Raw genomic sequence first — 18,781 nt, forward strand, 5'->3', positions numbered from 1 at the left:
ATTACACCTGTTTTTCTATAAGCATGATAAGAATGTGAATCACCTTGATATGTATTTCCTGTATTCTATCTGCATAACCATAGTGCGGCACGCGTATTTCCAGGTCGGCTAGCTCTCCAAGCTCGCCACCACCGTTGCCAGTTAGGGCTACTACCTTGGCGCCTTTTCTTTTGGCTACCTTGGCTGCTTCGATAATATTTTTAGATTTACCGCTGGTACTAATACCCAACAGTACGTCATTTTCATTGGCCATGGCCTCTACAAAGCGTGAAAACACGTGCTCGTAGCCATAGTCATTACTAACACAAGAAATATGACTGGGATCTGAAACTGCTACAGCTGGCAAAGGTTTTCTATCATCTCTATACCTACCTGTAAGCTCCTCTGCGAAATGCATGGCGTCACAGTGAGACCCACCATTACCGCAAGAAATAGCTTTCCCTCCTTTTTTGAAGCTTTCAGCAAAAAGAGCTGCAGCCTCTTCTATCTTTTGAATATTAGAAGCATCTGTTACGAAATCTTCTAACACATCAGAAGCCTGCAAAAGCTCCTGCTTTATCAACTGTACGTTTGTCATAAATTAATTATAGATCAGTTCCCTGCTCTTTTTTCTCCTCCACTTTTACAGCAGTAGTACTTCTGGGTGTTCCTACAGACTGTAAATCAAACATCTTTGCCTTCAGGGAATTTATTTCGTGCTTTAATCTCTCCTTCTCCTTCTTCTGGTGTCTGGCCTCCATAGTAATGAGCACAATATCAATAATGAATAAGATTAGGCCCAATACAGAAACGTAGATCATAAGATCCATTCGCTCGCGGAGACGAAGTAAAAATTCAAAATCTTCCGATTTGTAGTTCACATATATAGACACTAGTAAAAGCGCTACATGAAACAAAAAATAGATTAGATAAAATATAGACTTCGGCTTCTTCATACGTTATTTCTTCAAGGCGGGAAATTAGAGAATTATTACATTCATTAAAATTAAAAATACAAAATTTAATCAAGTATTCTGCATCACGTTTAGCTTTTTGTAGATGCCTTCCTGACTCAATAATTGCTCATGAGAACCCCGCTCAATGATTTTCCCTTGTTGTATAACAATAATCTCATCAGCATGTTGAATAGTGCTCAATCTATGGGCTATTACCAATGAAGTTCTGTTCTGCATAAGGTTAGAAAGCGCTTCCTGCACCAGTCTTTCAGACTCTGAATCTAATGCCGAGGTAGCCTCATCAAGTATCAAAATAGGCGGATTTTTCAATACCGCTCTGGCTATACTTATTCTCTGCCTTTGTCCACCTGAAAGCTTCATACCACGATCACCGATATTAGTATCATAGCCTTCTTCCATTTCTTTGATAAAATTATGGGCGTTGGCAATTTTTGCGGCATTGATTACATCCTCCATTTTCGCCCCTTCAATACCGAAAGCTATATTATTGAAAATAGTATCATTAAACAGAATAGATTCCTGTGTTACAATACCCATGTGCTTTCTAACAGATTCAACATCATAATCACGAATGTCTTTTCCGTCAATTTTTATGCTACCACCAGTTACGTCGTAAAACCTGGGGATAAGATCTGCCAAGGTAGACTTACCGCCTCCTGAAGAGCCTACCAAAGCCACTGTTTTACCTTTAGTAATGGTGAAGTTGATATCTGAAAGAACCTTGGTATCCTTATCGTATGCAAAGTCGACATGATCGAAGCTCACCTCATTCTCAAACTGCTCTAGTATCTCAGCGTTTGGCTTGCTGATAATGGCAGGTTTAATATCAATGATGTTGAAAATTCTCTCGGCAGACACAAGGCCTTTTGGCACAGTAGAAAATGCCTGAGAAAATGCCTTAGCTGGCGATATAATCTGTGAGAAAAAGGCAAGGTAAGCAATAAACTCACTAGCTTTTAACTCGGTAGAATCTGATAAAACCAGGGACCCACCATAATATAAAATTACCGTAACAATACCGACTCCTAAAAACTCAGAAACCGGCGACCCCATTTCTTTTCTGTAGGAATAAGATAGATTGACATTTTTATAATAATTAGTCTCATCATCCATCTTCCTTCTTACATAATTGAGTGCGTTAAAGGCCTTTACAATTCGAATTCCACCAAGAGTTTCATCCAGAATATTCACAATTCGCCCTAAAGATTCCTGACTTTCTACAGCCTTTCTTTTCAGCTTCTTCACAATATATCCTAGCACCCCACCAGAAATGGGTAATATAAGAATTGTAAAAAGTGTGAGTTTATAGGAAATAGTAAATAAGGCTATAAAATAAAAAATGATCTGAACAGGCTCTCGAATTAAAGATTTGGGACTATTCAGCACCGAATTTTCCACCTCTTGTACATCATTTGTAATACGAGACATTAAGTCTCCCTTTCTTTCATTACTAAAGAAACCGAGATGCATTACAGATACCTTATTATAGATATCCATTCTCATATTCTTCACCACATCTAACCTCACCTTTGAGCTGGTAATGGCTCCTAAATACCTAAACACATTCGCCAATAGTACAGAAACTACCAGAACCAAACAGACAAAAATCAATGCCCCTTCTTTCCCGTGGTTTTCTATTACCTCTGTGAAATAGTAATTAAAATAATCAATTGCATCTAGCGACAGTGTGAACTCATTTGGCTTCTCATACACCTGAGCTGCTTCCTGTTCAAAGAGAACATTAAGCAAGGGAATAAGCATAGCAAAATTTATCACACTAAAACCTGCGCTTAGAAATGTAAATAGCACGTACTGTGGAGCACGTACTTTTAACTTATGCGCATAGCTAAAAACTCTAAAGAATAGTTTCATCTATATAATTTTTCTCTTTCTTCATTCACACGGGAATTGTGGCCAATTCCCCTTCAACTGTGCGAATTTACCCTATATATCATTAAAACTCATTGTACCGGTGAGGAATATTCCATCTCAGGGCCATTGACGTATAATTAGTGGATTCATTTAATGAAGCCTGATCACTATCCAGCTTCCTGTAAATGTGGGTTAGATCAATGAAAAGATTATGTTTAAACTGATAAGATAGATTCAAACTTCCATAGGTGAGCGTAGAGCCAATACCCTGACCAATCTCATTATTAAAATCTTTTTCACGGGTAGTATTTCGCAACAGAATATTTCCGCCCCAGTTTTCATCGGTGCCATCAGTGCCATATTTAGCCCTGATCAGTTTAGCCGTTACTTGCAATCTTCCCAGCGGCTGATACCTTAATATTCCAACAACCTCATTAAAATTAGCTCCCAATGGGTGTGCCAGCGGTTGCAAATAATGGGAATAACTACCATAATCAGTATCATGCGAGTAAGTATATGGCCTGGAAATATTAGTCTCCACCTGCACATCCAGATTATTGATACCCAGGGCATTAACATATTCAGCACCTAGCTGAACGGCATATTTATTTGCCCACCAACCAGAACCTTCCTTAATGTTATCCAGCACAAACTCATCTAGCACTAGCTGGCCATAAACAGATACTTTTTTAATCGGAAGCCATTTGAAATCAGCTCCTAAAAGGACATTGTCTGAGCTACCATTTTGCTGCTCTATTGCCCTGTAGAATATAATTGGATTCAGGTATTTCAATTCATACCCATTATTACTCGTAGAATCCGTATTAGAAAATACCACTGCTTCAAACACTCCTACATTCAATTTCTTTCCGATATTCAGACTTAAATGATGCAATGACATATACTTGTTATCATAACTACGGCTACCTGTAAGGCCTGAGCTATTCCCCAGCACATTGGCCGTCATTTGCGTAAAGAGGTTGGTATAGTTCAGTTTCCAAACCTTGGTTTGCATCTTAAGGAAAAGATAAGCTGGTGCATAATCTGATAAAATTAATGACCTGTATCCATTACCTATCTTAAACCTGTCATGCCCAAACTGTAAGTTGATGTGCTTAGTAGCATTAAAAGTAATGTAACCTCTGGCCGTAAAGTAATCAACGCCGTTTTCTTTATATCCTTTCCAAAAACCTTCATGAGGCACTACCAATCCTTGTCTGACATCACTCATTACATACTCAGGAAAAATAGCCTGATTTTCACCTAGAAAGGAATAAAATCCTACTTTCCCATCTATCATTCCCCTCACCTGCACACCTCTGGTGTTTATATAAGTACGCTGATCAGATGCTGATTCTGTTCCACCAGATAAGTACAACACAGGATTTATATGTAAGTCAAAATCTTTGGTATTTACATGATATAAATCCGATTTACTTCTATAGAAATGCTTTAAAAAGGGCTTCCTACTCTGATAGTTAGCACTGTCTGCATATTCCCAATTATCATTACTCAGATAGTTTAGGTTAAACTCATCCACTCTACTCCAGCCAGACTCACCCCTTAAAGAGTCTACAAAATCAGCTATTTGCTCTCTTTGATATCCCTTCCATGAAGTGAAAAATCCAGGATAAATCTTCCCTCCTTGAATCTCATACCTATCTATATTATGGTAATAATCAGAATTTAGAGGAGCTATGGCACTCTGCGCTAGCAGACCAGCAGGATACAATACTGCCAATAGTAAAAAAACACCAATACACTTTTTCATCGTAAAAAAATAAATGTTGTCAAATGATTTGATTGACTATAAAGATTCGAAATCCACGACCGGTTACCTACGACCGAACAGTTCGATTATATATCTATGAGACTCTTATCAAGCTGCAAAATAATGGATTTTTTATATTTTGTTTTGCCCAGCTACTGATAAATAGTCTTTTAGCAAGATCCAGGTTTAAAATCAAATATCAAATGATAAATCGCTTTCTATCTCTATTCAAAAACATTGCGTTTCAAACAAATGAATGTAGTTTTTGTGCCCGAAAAATATTATATTATTAAAGGTGGACTTTTAGGCATTGTTCATTTTCTGCATAAAAATTATAGTATTTGGTTATCAATTTATCGGGAGCACAATCATGAAACACAAATTTATAACCCTTAGATATTTTATTATCATTTTTTCACTATCCACATCTTTGAGTTTTGCTCAAGAGAGTGAAACAATAATCACTGACAGGCCTGATCAAACCGAGGCATCTCAGCTCACCCCTAAAGGCTGGGTGCAGATAGAAACAGGATTCCTGATAGAGAACGATAAGTCTGATGGCATTAAAACCCGTGAGATCGTATATAATACCACACTTTTAAAATACGGTATCTCAGACCGCATCGAACTGCGGATCATTCAAGAATTTTTAGGCTCAGAAATTAACGGAGACCAGGTAGCCAGCGGAGCCGGACCTCTAGCCATAGGCGCAAGATTTGCCTTAGCCGAAGAGGATGGTATCTGTCCACAAATAGCGTTTATTGGTCACATCAATTATAGAACAGGTGACCAGGATTACAGGCCAGATCAAGTAGCACCGGACTTCAGGTTTACGTTTGCTCACACCCTTAGTGAGACGTTTTCGCTCGGCTATAACTTAGGAGCAGAGTGGAATGGTTATGACGCTGTAGCTACGGGAATATACACCTTATCATTGGCCGCGAGCCTTTCCGATAAGTTAGGTGCATTTGTGGAAGTTTATGGATTCTTACCTACAGGGCAAGAAAAGAATCATCGTTTCGATGGTGGTATAACATATTTGATTTCAAATAATCTTCAATTTGATGTGTCAGGTGGATTTGGCATATCTAAGATCTCACCTGATAACTTTATCAGTACTGGTCTATCCTGGAGGTTTGGAAAATAACTCATCATTAGACCCTATTACAATGACTAATTCTGTTAAATACGCCATTACACTTGGAGCCATAAGCATTATGCTTTCTGCACTAATTATATATGTAGAAAGAAATATGTATTCAACCAATATTAAAAATCAACCCTACATCGCGTTAGGGGAATACCTTAAAAACGTCTCCACTAAAGCCCACCTGTGGTTTGAAGAAGCCATGTCTGGAGATGAAAGTATCGATGTAAATAGAGATGTTTATGACTTACTACAAAAATCAATCACCACACTTGAAGCCGTGATTGAAGGCGGCGAAACCGAAGTAGGCACATTTACACAAACATCTGACAGCGAGTCTATTAAAATCATTAACAAATCCATTGAAGATATTAAAAGACTAAAATTATCGGCAGAAGAAAGATGGAGATTCAAAACCTTGGATGCATCATCCTCTACTAGTGAAGGAGAGGAAGCCGGTGGGGCTTTAGATCAGAAATTTGATGCGGCGTATGAAGATCTTCAAAACACGTATGATCGCCTAACAAATCATGTAAAAGGAGTTGTTAAACAAGACAATGAATTCCTCAATATTCTATCCTGGACTTCTATTGTCTCAATGCTAATCGTATTTATTCTATCTTGTTTTTTGCTGTATAAGATACAACACAAATCTGAAGTATTAACCGCGGATAATGCAAGAAAACTCAATGAAGAAACCACCAAAATCGCAGCCTTTTCTTCTTTCGTGCAATCAATAGCAGAAGGCAATTATGATAGTCATCTGGAAATAAAAGATGAACTGGGCGCAAAATTAATAGATATGCGCGACAGACTCAGCGAAAACTCAAAAAACGAGACCCAGAGAAGCTGGTCATCAACAGGATTGGCTCAAATGGGCGATATATTAAGGACTGATTATTCAAAGCTTTCGGATCTATACGATAACATTTTAAAATTTGTAATTGAATATACCCATAGCAACCAGGGTTCACTATTCCTCATTAATGATGAAAACAACAGGAATGATCAATACCTGGAGCTTGTAGCTTCTTATGCGTATGACCGTAAGAAGTTTCTTGAGAAAAAAGTAGATATAGGCGTTGGTCTGGTTGGCCAAAGTTTTCTGGAAGGAAAAACCACTTACTTGCTTGATTTCCCTGAAAACTACATTAACATCACCTCTGGCTTAGGAAAAGCCCCTCCGAACGCCATTATCATAGTTCCATTAAAAATAAATGAAGAGACCTACGGTATTTTGGAGATGGCGTCCTTTCGAAAATATGAGCCTCATGAAATTGATCTCATTGAGAAATTCTCAGAGAGTATAGCTTCTACAGTAGCCACTGTAAGAACAAACCAGCAAACCAAGATCTTACTTGAGCAAACACGACAGCAAACGGAAGAAATGCGCAGTCAGGAAGAAGAAATGCGACAAAATATGGAGGAACTGAACAGTACTCAAGAGGAAATGTCGAGAAAAGAAAAGGAATACATTTCAAGAATTGCAGAGTTAGAAAAACAGCTTAATTCTAAATTGGTCTAAACATTCAATAAATGGCAATTTTATTTCTACCTTTGCTTCAAACGAGGTAATAATGAGGGCGCTATAATTTTGTTTAATAAATAAAACAAAAAGCTTTTGCACTTATCATATAAATGAGTAATTTTGTGCCTCTTTTGGGAAGAACGATAAGAAAAGGTATATAAAAATGAAAAACGACATACATCCTGAGTACAGAGAGGTAGTTTTCTATGATACTTCTAGCGAACATAAGTTCATGACTAAGTCTACAATGACTTCTGAAGAAACTATTCAGTGGGAAGACGGAAACGAATACCCATTAATTAAAGTGGAAGTAAGCTCAGCTTCTCACCCATTCTACACTGGTAAAAAACTATTTGTGGATACTGCTGGTAGAGTTGAGAAATTCAACAAGAAATACAAAAAGAAGTAATTCTTTTAGATATAACATTTATTATATAAAAAAGTCTTCAGGATGAATTTATCCTGAAGACTTTTTTATTTTTGCACCCATGAATGTTATCCTTTTTGACCATCCTACCATCAGGATGTCGCTACTCCCCTTTACATTCACCAGACCAGTATCAGAAATAAGAGTAGGCATACTCACCATTTCTGAAAAGTGGTCTAAAAGACTAGGGACCGACATTTCCTTTGCTACTCAGGACTACCTGAAGGACAAATACCCGCTAATATCTCAGAGTAAAAATCTTTGGATAAATGGCGCAGTATGCCCTGATGAAGCACTAATAGAGACCATTTTAGCCTTAAAAGAAGGCAATTGCCTTACGTATAAAGGCCAGCTTATAGCGGCTGTTAGTGAGCAGCTAGATCTGAATGACTATTCAGATCTGGATGAGCTACACTATGACAGCCCCATAACCATCATTGAGCACAAGTGGCTTATTTTCAAAAAGAATGCTGAGCAAATCAGACAGGACTTTGATTTAATTACCCATAATAGAACCTCGGAAGACATCATTGACCCCCACACGGTAATTTATGGTGCAGAAAATCTCTTCGTAGAAGAGGGTGCCACGGTAAGGGCCTCAGTGATCAATGCTGAAAAAGGGCCTGTTTATATCGGTAAGAACTCTGAAATATGTGAAGGCTCCCTTATCAGAGGTGCTTTTGCTTTGGGTGAAGGTGCCGTTGTAAACATGGGAGCCAAATTAAAAGGCGATTCTACTATTGGTCCCTATTGTAAAGTGGGTGGTGAAATCAGCAACTCTGTGATATTTGGCTATAGCAATAAAGGCCATGATGGTTTTATTGGTAACAGCGTGATTGGCGAATGGTGCAATATGGGTGCCGATACCAACACGTCCAATCTTAAAAACAATTATGCAGGAGTAAGACTGTGGGATTATGGCTCAGAAAGCTTTGCTGACACTGGTGAAACCTTTTGCGGCCTTATGATGGGTGACCACTCTAAGTGTGGCATCAATACGATGTTTAACACGGGCACAGTGGTAGGCGTAAGCTGCAACATATTTGGTTCTGGCCTACCCAGCAACTTCATCCCATCATTTTCCTGGGGTGGATCCGACGGGCTCAGCACCTATCTACCTGATAAAGCACATGAGGTGGCCAGCAGAGTATTGCAACGCCGCAGCATGATTTATGACGAAACAGAAAGAAAAATTTTAGACAGGATATTTGAGCTTACTGCCAAATACCGTACCTGGGAAAACGAATAATATGCGATTTTCAGATATTAAAGGCCTTGAAAATGTAAAGAAAAAATTGATCAACGCTGTAAGCAATGATCATGTGGCACATGCTCAGCTCTTTCTGGGTAAAGCCGGTAGCCCTAATTTACCTTTGGCTTTGGCTTTTGCGAATTACCTAAACTGTGAAAGTCCCTCAGCTACTGACAGCTGTGGCGTCTGCGCTGCGTGCTATAAAATGGATAGGTATATTCACCCTGATATTCACTTTGTGTACCCGGTAAGTGGCACTAAGGACATAAAAGGAAAAGATGTGATAAGTACTTCATTTTTAAAAGAATGGAGAACTTTTCTTACTGCCAACCCAAGTGGCAACCTGGACGCCTGGTCCGGACACTATGGTGGTGAAGACAAGCAGGGCAATATTTCTAAAGAAGAAAGTAGACAAATTATAAAAAGCCTTTCTTTAAAATCCTTTGAAGGCAAATATAAAGTAATGGTAATCTGGCTTCCTGAATACATGAACGTATCAGCGGCCAATGGTATTCTTAAAATATTAGAGGAGCCACCAGAACAAACCATTTTCTTACTGGTTTCTAATGACTCAGAAAAGCTTCTTACTACTATCTTATCCAGAACACAGATTGTAACTATTCCCAAATACAGTGATGCCAGCATAGAACAGATGCTCATTGAGAATCAGGGAATTGAAGCTGCCCAGGCTAACCAGCTGGCCCATTTGGCTGATGGTGATTATAACCTGGCACTGAAACTATTAAATAACATTGAAGACGATAGCCACCAGCTTTTCACTGACTGGATGAGAGATTGCTTCAGAAAAGATTTTAGCCAACTGGTATTAAAGAGCGATCAGTTTCATGGCATGAATAAAGTAGCTCAAAGAAGTTTATTTCAATATGCGCTGAATATGTTTAGAGAGGCCTTGATTTACACCGCCGCCCCTGATTTAAAAAGGGTTAGCGGAGTGGTAAGCACTTTCATTGATAACTTCAGCAAAGTAATGGACAGCGAAAAGGTAGAAAGAATCAATAAACTTATTAATGACGCGCACTACCATTTAGAAAGAAATGCGAGTCCGAAGATTATATTTTTAGACCTTTCACTACAAATAGCCAGAATTATAAAATAATATGGAGAAGATTAGAATAGGAACAAGAGGCAGTAAACTAGCCTTATGGCAGGCGGAGCATGTGGCGGAGCTATTGAGCAAAGGTGGCGTAGAAACAGAAATCATCACCATAGAAACCACCGGAGATAAAATTTTAGATGTATCTATTGCCAAAATTGGCAGCAAAGGTGTTTTTACTGAGGAAATTGAGGAAGAGCTTAAAAATGGAAACATTGATATTGCTGTTCACAGTGCAAAAGATATGCAGTCTGAACTGCCAGAAGGCTTTGAATTGATTGCCTTCACGGAAAGAGAAGTGGTAAATGACGCCCTAGTAGGCTTAGATATGACCATTTCCTTAGACAGAGAAGACCTGGTCATCGGTACTTCTTCCACCAGAAGAGTGGCTTTATTAAAGTATTTCTACCCTCATATTAAGACAGTATCCGTAAGAGGAAACCTTCAAACAAGGATACAAAAAATGAAAGATGGTGCCTGCGATGCACTTCTTTTAGCCTATGCCGGCGTGCACAGAATGGGTTATGATGATATGATCATTTCTAAATTACCTTTAGATAAATTCATTCCTGCTGTAGGGCAGGGCAGCATTGCTATAGAATCATCTTCTAGTCTTTCTGCAGAAAAGAAAGAACTGATTAGAAAGTATGTAAACCATGATGTTTCTGAAAAGAGGCTGAGATGTGAGCGTGCTTTTCTTCGCAAGTTGCAAGGTGGCTGTAGCATTCCTGTGTTTGCCTTATCTGATATTCACGATGAAACCATTACGGTGAAAGGTGGTATTGTAGACCTGGAAGGAACGAAGATCATCAGAAAACGAATGATGCATAAAATAGAAGATGGAGAGCTAGCCGGACAAGAATTAGCTGAAGAGGTACTGGCAGCTGGCGGGGAAGAAATATTATTTGATATCAAAGAAAAATTAAATCAACACGACTAAACCCATGATCAAAAGAGCATTTCATTTATTTCTTCTGATTTCTATTATGGCCTCATGTGCCTCTGAGAAAGACTATTTGGTGACTATCCATACAGACTATGGCGATATGCACGCTATATTATTTGATGATACCCCAAAGCACAAAGAGAACTTCATTAAACTAGCGAAAGAAGGTTTTTACGACAGCCTTTTATTCCATAGAGTGATGAAAGAATTCATGATACAAACAGGTGATCCAGAATCTAAAAATGCTGTTAAAAATGCTCCTTTGGGCACAGGTGGACCTAATTATACTATTCCCGCAGAATTCAAAGAAAACCATTTCCATAAAAAGGGAGCCTTATCAGCAGCCAGAATACCTGATAACATGAATCCTAAAAAGGAGTCTAGCGGTAGTCAGTTTTATCTGGTACAGGGTAAAACCTGGACTGAAAAAGAGCTTACCACTGACATGGAAAAGCTAGGCATGGCTGCTCAGCAGATGATGAGCAGAATAAGCCAGGATTCAGTAAAGCAGCTCTTGATTAACATTTACCAAAAGGAAGGCCCTGAGGCTTATGGTGCCAAATTAATGGAAATGAAAGAGTACATTGAAGAGGTGATGGAGGTAGATCTTACCAAGGAAGTGAATGCTGAAAGAATGGAAGCCTATACCACTATTGGAGGCGCACCACACCTTGATGATGAATACACAGTGTTTGGTCAGGTAATAGATGGCCTAAACGTAATAGATGACATAGCTGCTCAACCAACAGATCGTAGAGACAGACCGGTAGAAGATATAAGAATGAGCGTAAAGGTAGAAGAGCTTCCGAAGAAAAAAATCAGTAAATTATACGGATACGAGTACCCTAAAGAAGACTAAACTGTGAAAATATTAATAACCGGATCTAACGGCCTTTTGGGGCAAAAACTAGTAAAGCAGCTTACAGAAGATACTGACATAGAGCTAATTGCAACTGCCAGAGGAGAAAACAGACTTCCTGCCGACAGCAAATACACCTATGCTCAAATGGATATCTCTGACAAAGGACAAGTTTTAAATGTCATTGCTGAGCATCAACCTGAAGTCATCATCAACACTGCAGCCATGACCAATGTGGACCAGTGCGAAACTGATCGAGAAGGCTGCTGGAAGCTTAATGTAGACAGTGTGGAGTATCTTATTGAAGCTACTGAAAAAGTTGGAGCTCATTTGGTGCACGTATCTACAGATTTCATTTTCGACGGATCTTATGGACCTTTAAAAGAAGATGCTGAACCAGCACCTGTCAATTTCTATGGCGAGAGTAAACTAGCCGCTGAACAGCTACTATTAGACAGCAAGATTACATGGAGTATAGCCAGAACCGTATTAGTATATGGCATAGCCCATGATATGAGTAGATCCAACATCATTCTTTGGGTTAAAAATAACTTAGAAAATAACAAGGAGATCAATGTAGTGGATGATCAATGGAGAACTCCAACTTTAGCAGAAGATTTGGCCATGGGTTGTTTTTTAATAGGAAAAAACAAAGCTCAGGGCATCTATCATATCAGTGGTAAAGACATGCTTTCTCCTTATGATATAGCTATTGAAACTGCTAAGTTTTTTGAATTAGACAGCAGTCTCATTCACAGAACGGATGGGTCTAAATTCCAGCAAACAGCTAAAAGACCTCCTAAAACCGGTTTTATTATTGACAAAGCTAAAAATGACTTAGGCTATAATCCTCATTCATTTGAGGAAGGTCTGGCAGTGCTTAAAAGTCAATTATCATAAATAATGAAGGCTACATTATCAAGAGTATTATTCTTGCTAACTGTAGCCTACTTTCTTTTTCTTTCTGTAATCACTATCCTCCTCATCCAAAGTGATTATAATGACATTCTTACCTGGTATCAGAAAACCTACCCCAACGCTTATAAAATCCAGGATTTCGGAGATAATTACTTCACAATCGCACATTTTGAATGGCTGCAATCTGCAGGATGGGTATTTGTAGCTGTCTTTCTTGTAGCCATAGGTTTATTGCTTTTCAGGAGCACCCTCATCCTTAAATTTTATCGATCCGTTCTTACGGAAATACAGCATTCAGCCGCAAGTGTAAAGCATTCCTTCTTGTCATTATCAAAATCGCAGACGTGGTTATTTGCTATTGCCTTTCTTGTTATCATTGGCCTTCATACATTTCTATTCATCGGCTTGCCTTTTCATGTAGATGAGGTCTTTTCCTTTGTATATTTTGCTCATGAGGGTCCTATCATCACTGGCACTTATCTCTTTGAGAACAACCACATCCTATACAACTTAGCCACATCAATATGGTCTCTGGTATTACCCCCTTTTATCGCCAGTAGAATTACCAGCTATCTCACTCATTTATTGATACTTACTGCGATATTTTCTTTTGTTAATAAAAAAATTAATTTCAGAGCAGCGCTCCTATGCATAATATTCACAGCCTCCTCACTGTCTTCTGCTATTTACGGTATTCAAGGGAGAAGTTATGACCTGATAGCCCTTCTTTGGCTGGTTAGCTTAATATCTGTGGAAAAACATGGGAAGAAAGATAAGTTACCTGCATTGTTTATAATCTGTAGCATTCTGGGGTTCTTTAGTGTTAGGCTTTACATCTATCCATTTACGACAGCTCTACTATTCTATGTGTTTGCAAGCTTTAAAAATCAAAGACTGGCCAATTGGGGTAGCCTCCTCAAATCAGTATTCATCATTGGCCTAGGCTCATTGGCCCTATATACTCCGGCCTGGCTGGTCAGTGGCACAGATGCACTCTTTCTTAACCAAAGAGACCACCATGACCTGATCGATTATCTACCAGCCTTCTGGTCTACTCTATCTGTTATCACAGAGTTTAATAGCAAAACATACATTTTCGTACCTTTTCTGATATTAATTGCAGCAATATTTTTCCGTAAAGTCAGAAAAAGCACTCAGCCATTTCTAATTATCAACGGACTGGTACTGACCACTTTAGTAGGGTTGATCTATGTTACCCGAACATATCCACCGGTGAGAACTTTTGGCTATGCCAATATCCTGTTTTTCTGTACAGTGGCATTAGTAGTTGATCAGTTGTTATGTCTAATTAAAAACCAAATGGCCTTTTACACTGCTATCCTCTTTGTGATACTTTCAAAAATTGGGCTCTTTGCTTATGGCTATGAGTATGGATGGAGAGCTAGCCTTTCAACTTCGCTTCAAGACCATGAATTCTACAATCACCTGGATAATATCGTTTCAGATATATCAGAAATTAAGCCGAAGAAAATCTATACCAACAATGCAGATGAGTATTTGATTTTCTATCTAAGACTTAGGGATATTGAGAATGATGATGCATATACATTCATATCTGAATCATCCTCCTTACCATTATGTGATATGATTATTAATTATAAGGGCACAATAGTGCCGCCTAAATCATGGAAGCAATATCCTGATGAAAGCTTTGGCAGGGTTTACTATAGCCAGTAACTATTGCATTAATTCTGAATCCAGAGTATCTACCTTAAATTCTTGAGGGATTTTACGAGCCTGCATAATCCCTCTTATCAAGGAAGCAATTATGGCTGCTTTTAATATTATGCCTCTGAACAAAGTCATCGGGTCAATTAGAGCGAATAATAATATCAGAGTTCCGTAGATAATCAAGGCCGTTAAAATGGCAGCAAAAGGCTTACTCTCAGTCCAGAAGGCGAGTAGGATATATATCACACCCATTACACCATAAAAAATTAATGAGATAAGATCATCAGCCAAAACCACCCCATAAACAACAGCCCATATAAAGAATAGTCCTCCTAAAATGAATAAAGTTAATTTTGTGGACTTGATAGCCTTCTTAGCAAAATTACCGTCATTTTTGCGCATAACTTCCTGCGCTATACGCTTAGCTCTTTCTTTTTCTTCTATTTCAGACATGGTATTGATATTTCGACTTCCAATATAATAATTTTATTCAATTATAATTTCCAGCTCCACTCTTCTGTTCTGTTTACGACCTTCCGGGGTATCGTTACCAGCCACGGGTTCTTTATCTCCATATCCTTCTACTATTAACCTATCTTTCGCCACCCCTTGATATGATAGGAATTCTGCTACTACTTGAGCTCTCTCTTTAGAAAGCTTAAGATTGTTATCCGGATTACCAACATTATCGGTATGGCCGGCTATTCTTAACTTCCAGTTGGGCCTGTTTTTTAATAAAACAGCCAGTTCTACCATTGAATTATAGGAAGACATGGCCATCTTGGTACTGCCACTTTTAAATTCCAAATTGGCAAATGCTGTATTCACTACTTCCTGCTCCTCAGCTAAAACCACCTCACTTTCTGCAGCTACAGCTTGTTCTATCTCTTCTAAATAAGGTTCTTCCGTAGTTTCCACTGCCGGCACATTATCTTCTTCTACAACCTCCTCCACGGGTTCAGGGCAACCATAATTCTCTCTTTTCCCCGCCTCTTCTTTGCATTTATCTTCGTTATCATATAGTCCATCTCCATCAGTATCCGGACAGCCTGCATGCTCTTTATCTCCCGCTGTCTTAGGACAGAGATCTTCATTATCTTTCACTCCATCACCATCCAAATCCGGGCAGCCTGATAATTCGGGTGACCCTGGCTGACTCACGCATTCATCTTTACTATCCTCCACCCCATCATTATCAGAATCAGGGCAGCCATTAAACCTTGCCTCACCTGCTTCGTTCGGACAAGTATCATCCACATCTTTAATACCATCTCCATCAGTATCCGGACAACCTTGAAGAGCCTCACTACCAGCAACATCGGGACATAAATCATCTTTATCCTGTACTCCATCGCCATCGGTATCCGGGCAGCCTTTAAAAGCCCAAACTCCCGGTGTTTTTGGACATTCATCACGTTTATTAGACACGCCGTCTCTATCCCTATCTTTCTTTTTCTTATAGGGTATATTCAATTGCAAGCCAAAATAAGCATGAGCACTAGTAGCATCTTTACCCAGAAGGTAATTACTAACAATATCCCGAGACCCCACAATCAGGCAGGCGAGTCGGAAATAAATTCCTGCATTAGCATTGGCCAGTTTATCGTAAGAAAGAGGTACTCCTATTTCAAAAGCCCTGCTTTCCCATCGTGGGGTTAAAGAAACAGTGGATATGTATCGTGTCTTTTCTTTATCGGATTCCCCTCCTTTTAAAGCTATTTGAGAGGTGAAGTTAGTATAGAATCCACCTGAAACTTTGTAATCAGCATCTAACAAAAAGCGAGTGGGCAAATTCATCTTATAGCTTCCGCCTCTTTCATAAGTAAATATGCTTTCCAGAATCTCATCTATATCACCATTTAAATTGTTTACATCCAGATCTTCCGTACTACCAAAAATATTTCCACTATCCTGGCTCTTGGTGTACTTTATACTTCCCAAGTCAAGAAGAGATAAGCCTAGTCTAAGCTTATACTTATTCTTATCTCTTCGTAGCAAGCCTTCCTTACCGTCCATGTCATAACGATACCTGTCAATATGAGGCCGCCATTCATAAACCACACCGAGGTCCAGCCCTACCCCCGTATTTTCAAAAGTTTTGTAGGTAAAATCATCCTCATAAGAGATATTATCAGACAGCCCACTTTGTATATCTATAGCTAAAACGTCTACGAGATCATTAGCATCTCCCGCATATGATAGTTGATTGAGATAAGCATAACCAGAACTAATACCATCTAATAATTTTAAGGTACCGGCGGCTTTTAAAAAACTGGTTTCATGATCAAAAACCACTCTACCATAAGTTAATCCCACCTCATTCCATTCATGTGTTTGTGCGTAAATGTTACTTAAGTCGTAGCTTTCATTTTCATCTATTACAAACTCCTCCTGATCGAATATTTTATTTAAGAAATCAGCAGCATCGCTATTTATACCATCCACATTAGTGAGCGTGCGTTGCCTCACACTTAAACCCAGGGCATGTTTTGGACTCAGAGTGAGCATAAATGAGAGCGGAGCATAAATATCTGAAACCACCTTTCCCCCTTTATCACTTCCCTTGTCGCTCTCAATCAGTCTGTCAAAATCAAAGTCGAATTTCTTAACATCCGCATTAGGCAGGGAGTAGTAGTTATTACTCACATAGGCACTGGCTCCTATAATATTCATTTGAAATTTATAGCGGCTGTCTACTATAGATGCAGGCTGATTACTGATGCCATAAATACCGGTGTAATTACTGGAATGAAAGCCAAGCCAATCTTGTGCATACATCAAGGAGGGTGTGATGCAAAGCATGAGTATAGGTAGGAAATACTTCTTCATAGCACAATAGACATGAGTGTTACTGAATATACTCATTGTATTAAAGAAGTAAAAATTTATACTTATCTATTCTTCAGGCAGAAGTATCAGAGGTTAAAGTTTTTTTTGAACCCCTCTTAAAAGATCCGGATCTAACGTACTACTTGTGGCGCCACTGTGAAGAACAGAGATGTCTCCAGTAGTCTCCAAAACTACTGCGAGGACCTGATCCTTATTAGTTACATTAGCCTCTCTCAACTTAGCATAAAGATCAGCCTCAGTAACCCTGGTAGCTTTCAAGTTTTCAGTAAGTATATGATTGCCATCCATCAGCAAAACCGGAGTATTAGTAACTGCATTTTCAAATACAGCGCTTTTTTTACGCATACGAGCCACTATATATTGTAAAGCGATCAGCACAACCAACCCAATGGCGCCTTTCACCACACTTTGTTTAGGCAATAACATGGTACTCGCGATTACACTACCAATGGCAATAGTGATAGCAAAATCAAAACTGCTCATCTTAGCAAAGGTGCGCAGGCCATTAATCCTGGTAATTATAATGACAATGGCATAAATAATGATTGTAGAAAAGATGGTAACGAGGATGTCATATCGCTCAGAATACAACCAAGATAAATCTTCAAAAACTTTCATGTGCGGTGGGTTAGTTTAATATTTAACTTGATCAAATCATAAAGGCTTACCTCTTTATGCCAGTCTATCTTTTCATATTTTTATTAGATCTATCTTTATTTTTCACAAACACCAGCTTATTCTTACTTTTTGGAATTTCTCTCTGCTCCACCTCAAATTTTCCGATAGATTCTATTAGAGGTGTTAGTTTATCAAATCCATAATTTCTGGAATCAAAGTTAGGCTGCTTCTTCTGCAGCAAACTGCCAACATCTCCAAGGAAAGCCCAACCGTCATCATCAGATAAGTCGCTGATAGTTGAAGAAATTAATCCTATTTCCTTATTTGTAATAGTATCAACCTCTGACTCATTTACTTCTTTAGCCTCCTCTTTTTCCTTTCGTTGATTTTTTAATATTTCTATATAAATAAATTTATCACAAGCCACTATGAAAGGATTCGGCGTTTTCTTCTCGCCCATTCCTATCACTTGCATTCCTGCTTCCCTCAATCTGGTAGCCAAGCGTGTAAAGTCACTATCGCTAGAAACCAGGCAAAATCCATTTACCTTATTACTGTACAAAATATCCATGGCATCGATGATCATTGCTGAATCGGTGGCATTTTTACCCGTGGTATAGCCGTATTGCTGAATAGGAGTAATGGCATTTTCCAACAGTAAATTTTTCCATTTATTTAACCCTGGCCTGGTCCAGTCGCCATAGATCCTTTTTATGGTTGGGTTGCCATATTTGGCTATCTCCTCCATCATTTCCTTCACATAGGCTGACGGGATATTATCGCCGTCAATTAAGACAGCCATATTTACACTTTCTTTCATAGGTAGTTTTG

The 18,781-nt window shown here is 38.8% G+C and carries 17 protein-coding genes; 9 read left to right on the forward strand and 8 right to left on the reverse strand.

What is annotated here, in order from left to right:
- Window position 1: 1 nt before the first annotated feature.
- From lpcA to LVD16_RS26100, 4 genes are all read right to left on the reverse strand, one after another.
- Window positions 2–577, reverse strand: a complete 576-nt coding sequence (gene lpcA / locus LVD16_RS26085; protein WP_233771234.1) for a D-sedoheptulose 7-phosphate isomerase — start codon at window positions 575–577, stop codon at window positions 2–4.
- A 7-nt stretch (window positions 578–584) separates the two neighbouring features.
- Window positions 585–935 (reverse strand): hypothetical protein, encoded by a 351-nt coding sequence (locus tag LVD16_RS26090; protein ID WP_233771235.1) that lies wholly within the window; start codon window positions 933–935, stop codon window positions 585–587.
- A 69-nt stretch (window positions 936–1,004) separates the two neighbouring features.
- Window positions 1,005–2,828, reverse strand: a complete 1,824-nt coding sequence (locus LVD16_RS26095; protein ID WP_233771236.1) for an ABC transporter ATP-binding protein — start codon at window positions 2,826–2,828, stop codon at window positions 1,005–1,007.
- An 82-nt stretch (window positions 2,829–2,910) separates the two neighbouring features.
- On the reverse strand, window positions 2,911–4,599 hold the full coding sequence (locus LVD16_RS26100) for a hypothetical protein (protein ID WP_233771237.1): 1,689 nt from the start codon (window positions 4,597–4,599) through the stop codon (window positions 2,911–2,913).
- A gap of 370 nt (window positions 4,600–4,969) precedes the next feature.
- Here LVD16_RS26100 and LVD16_RS26105 point away from each other — a divergent pair, with 370 nt between their 5' ends.
- From LVD16_RS26105 to LVD16_RS26145, 9 genes are all read left to right on the forward strand, one after another.
- Window positions 4,970–5,746 carry a transporter gene (locus tag LVD16_RS26105; RefSeq protein ID WP_233771238.1) on the forward strand — a complete coding sequence of 259 codons (777 nt, stop codon included), beginning with the start codon at window positions 4,970–4,972 and terminating at the stop codon, window positions 5,744–5,746.
- A 22-nt stretch (window positions 5,747–5,768) separates the two neighbouring features.
- Window positions 5,769–7,271, forward strand: a complete 1,503-nt coding sequence (locus tag LVD16_RS26110) for a GAF domain-containing protein (RefSeq protein ID WP_233771239.1) — start codon at window positions 5,769–5,771, stop codon at window positions 7,269–7,271.
- A gap of 166 nt (window positions 7,272–7,437) precedes the next feature.
- On the forward strand, window positions 7,438–7,683 hold the full coding sequence (locus LVD16_RS26115; RefSeq protein ID WP_233771240.1) for a type B 50S ribosomal protein L31: 246 nt from the start codon (window positions 7,438–7,440) through the stop codon (window positions 7,681–7,683).
- Window positions 7,684–7,762: 79 nt separating this feature from the next.
- Window positions 7,763–8,950 (forward strand): GlmU family protein, encoded by a 1,188-nt coding sequence (locus LVD16_RS26120; protein WP_233771241.1) that lies wholly within the window; start codon window positions 7,763–7,765, stop codon window positions 8,948–8,950.
- A 1-nt stretch (window position 8,951) separates the two neighbouring features.
- A complete protein-coding gene (locus LVD16_RS26125; protein WP_233771242.1) occupies window positions 8,952–10,070 on the forward strand; it encodes a DNA polymerase III subunit in 1,119 nt (372 codons plus the stop codon).
- Window position 10,071: 1 nt separating this feature from the next.
- Complete coding sequence (gene hemC, locus LVD16_RS26130; RefSeq protein ID WP_233771243.1) at window positions 10,072–11,007, forward strand: hydroxymethylbilane synthase; 936 nt, start codon at window positions 10,072–10,074, stop codon at window positions 11,005–11,007.
- A 4-nt stretch (window positions 11,008–11,011) separates the two neighbouring features.
- Complete coding sequence (locus LVD16_RS26135) at window positions 11,012–11,872, forward strand: peptidylprolyl isomerase (RefSeq protein WP_233771244.1); 861 nt, start codon at window positions 11,012–11,014, stop codon at window positions 11,870–11,872.
- A gap of 3 nt (window positions 11,873–11,875) precedes the next feature.
- Window positions 11,876–12,772, forward strand: a complete 897-nt coding sequence (locus tag LVD16_RS26140) for an SDR family oxidoreductase (protein ID WP_233771245.1) — start codon at window positions 11,876–11,878, stop codon at window positions 12,770–12,772.
- A 3-nt stretch (window positions 12,773–12,775) separates the two neighbouring features.
- On the forward strand, window positions 12,776–14,488 hold the full coding sequence (locus LVD16_RS26145; RefSeq protein WP_233771246.1) for a hypothetical protein: 1,713 nt from the start codon (window positions 12,776–12,778) through the stop codon (window positions 14,486–14,488).
- Here the strand turns inward: LVD16_RS26145 and LVD16_RS26150 are convergent, their stop codons facing one another.
- From LVD16_RS26150 to LVD16_RS26165, 4 genes are all read right to left on the reverse strand, one after another.
- Window positions 14,489–14,935 (reverse strand): hypothetical protein, encoded by a 447-nt coding sequence (locus LVD16_RS26150; RefSeq protein WP_233771247.1) that lies wholly within the window; start codon window positions 14,933–14,935, stop codon window positions 14,489–14,491.
- 33 nt (window positions 14,936–14,968) lie between these two features.
- Window positions 14,969–17,311 carry a DUF5723 family protein gene (locus LVD16_RS26155; RefSeq protein ID WP_233771248.1) on the reverse strand — a complete coding sequence of 781 codons (2,343 nt, stop codon included), beginning with the start codon at window positions 17,309–17,311 and terminating at the stop codon, window positions 14,969–14,971.
- 93 nt (window positions 17,312–17,404) lie between these two features.
- Window positions 17,405–17,950, reverse strand: a complete 546-nt coding sequence (locus LVD16_RS26160) for a DUF421 domain-containing protein (protein WP_233771249.1) — start codon at window positions 17,948–17,950, stop codon at window positions 17,405–17,407.
- 64 nt (window positions 17,951–18,014) lie between these two features.
- Complete coding sequence (locus LVD16_RS26165) at window positions 18,015–18,770, reverse strand: NYN domain-containing protein (protein ID WP_233771250.1); 756 nt, start codon at window positions 18,768–18,770, stop codon at window positions 18,015–18,017.
- Window positions 18,771–18,781: the final 11 nt, after the last annotated feature.

The organism is Fulvivirga ligni (assembly GCF_021389935.1).
GTDB classification, from domain to species: Bacteria; Bacteroidota; Bacteroidia; order Cytophagales; family Cyclobacteriaceae; genus Fulvivirga; species Fulvivirga ligni.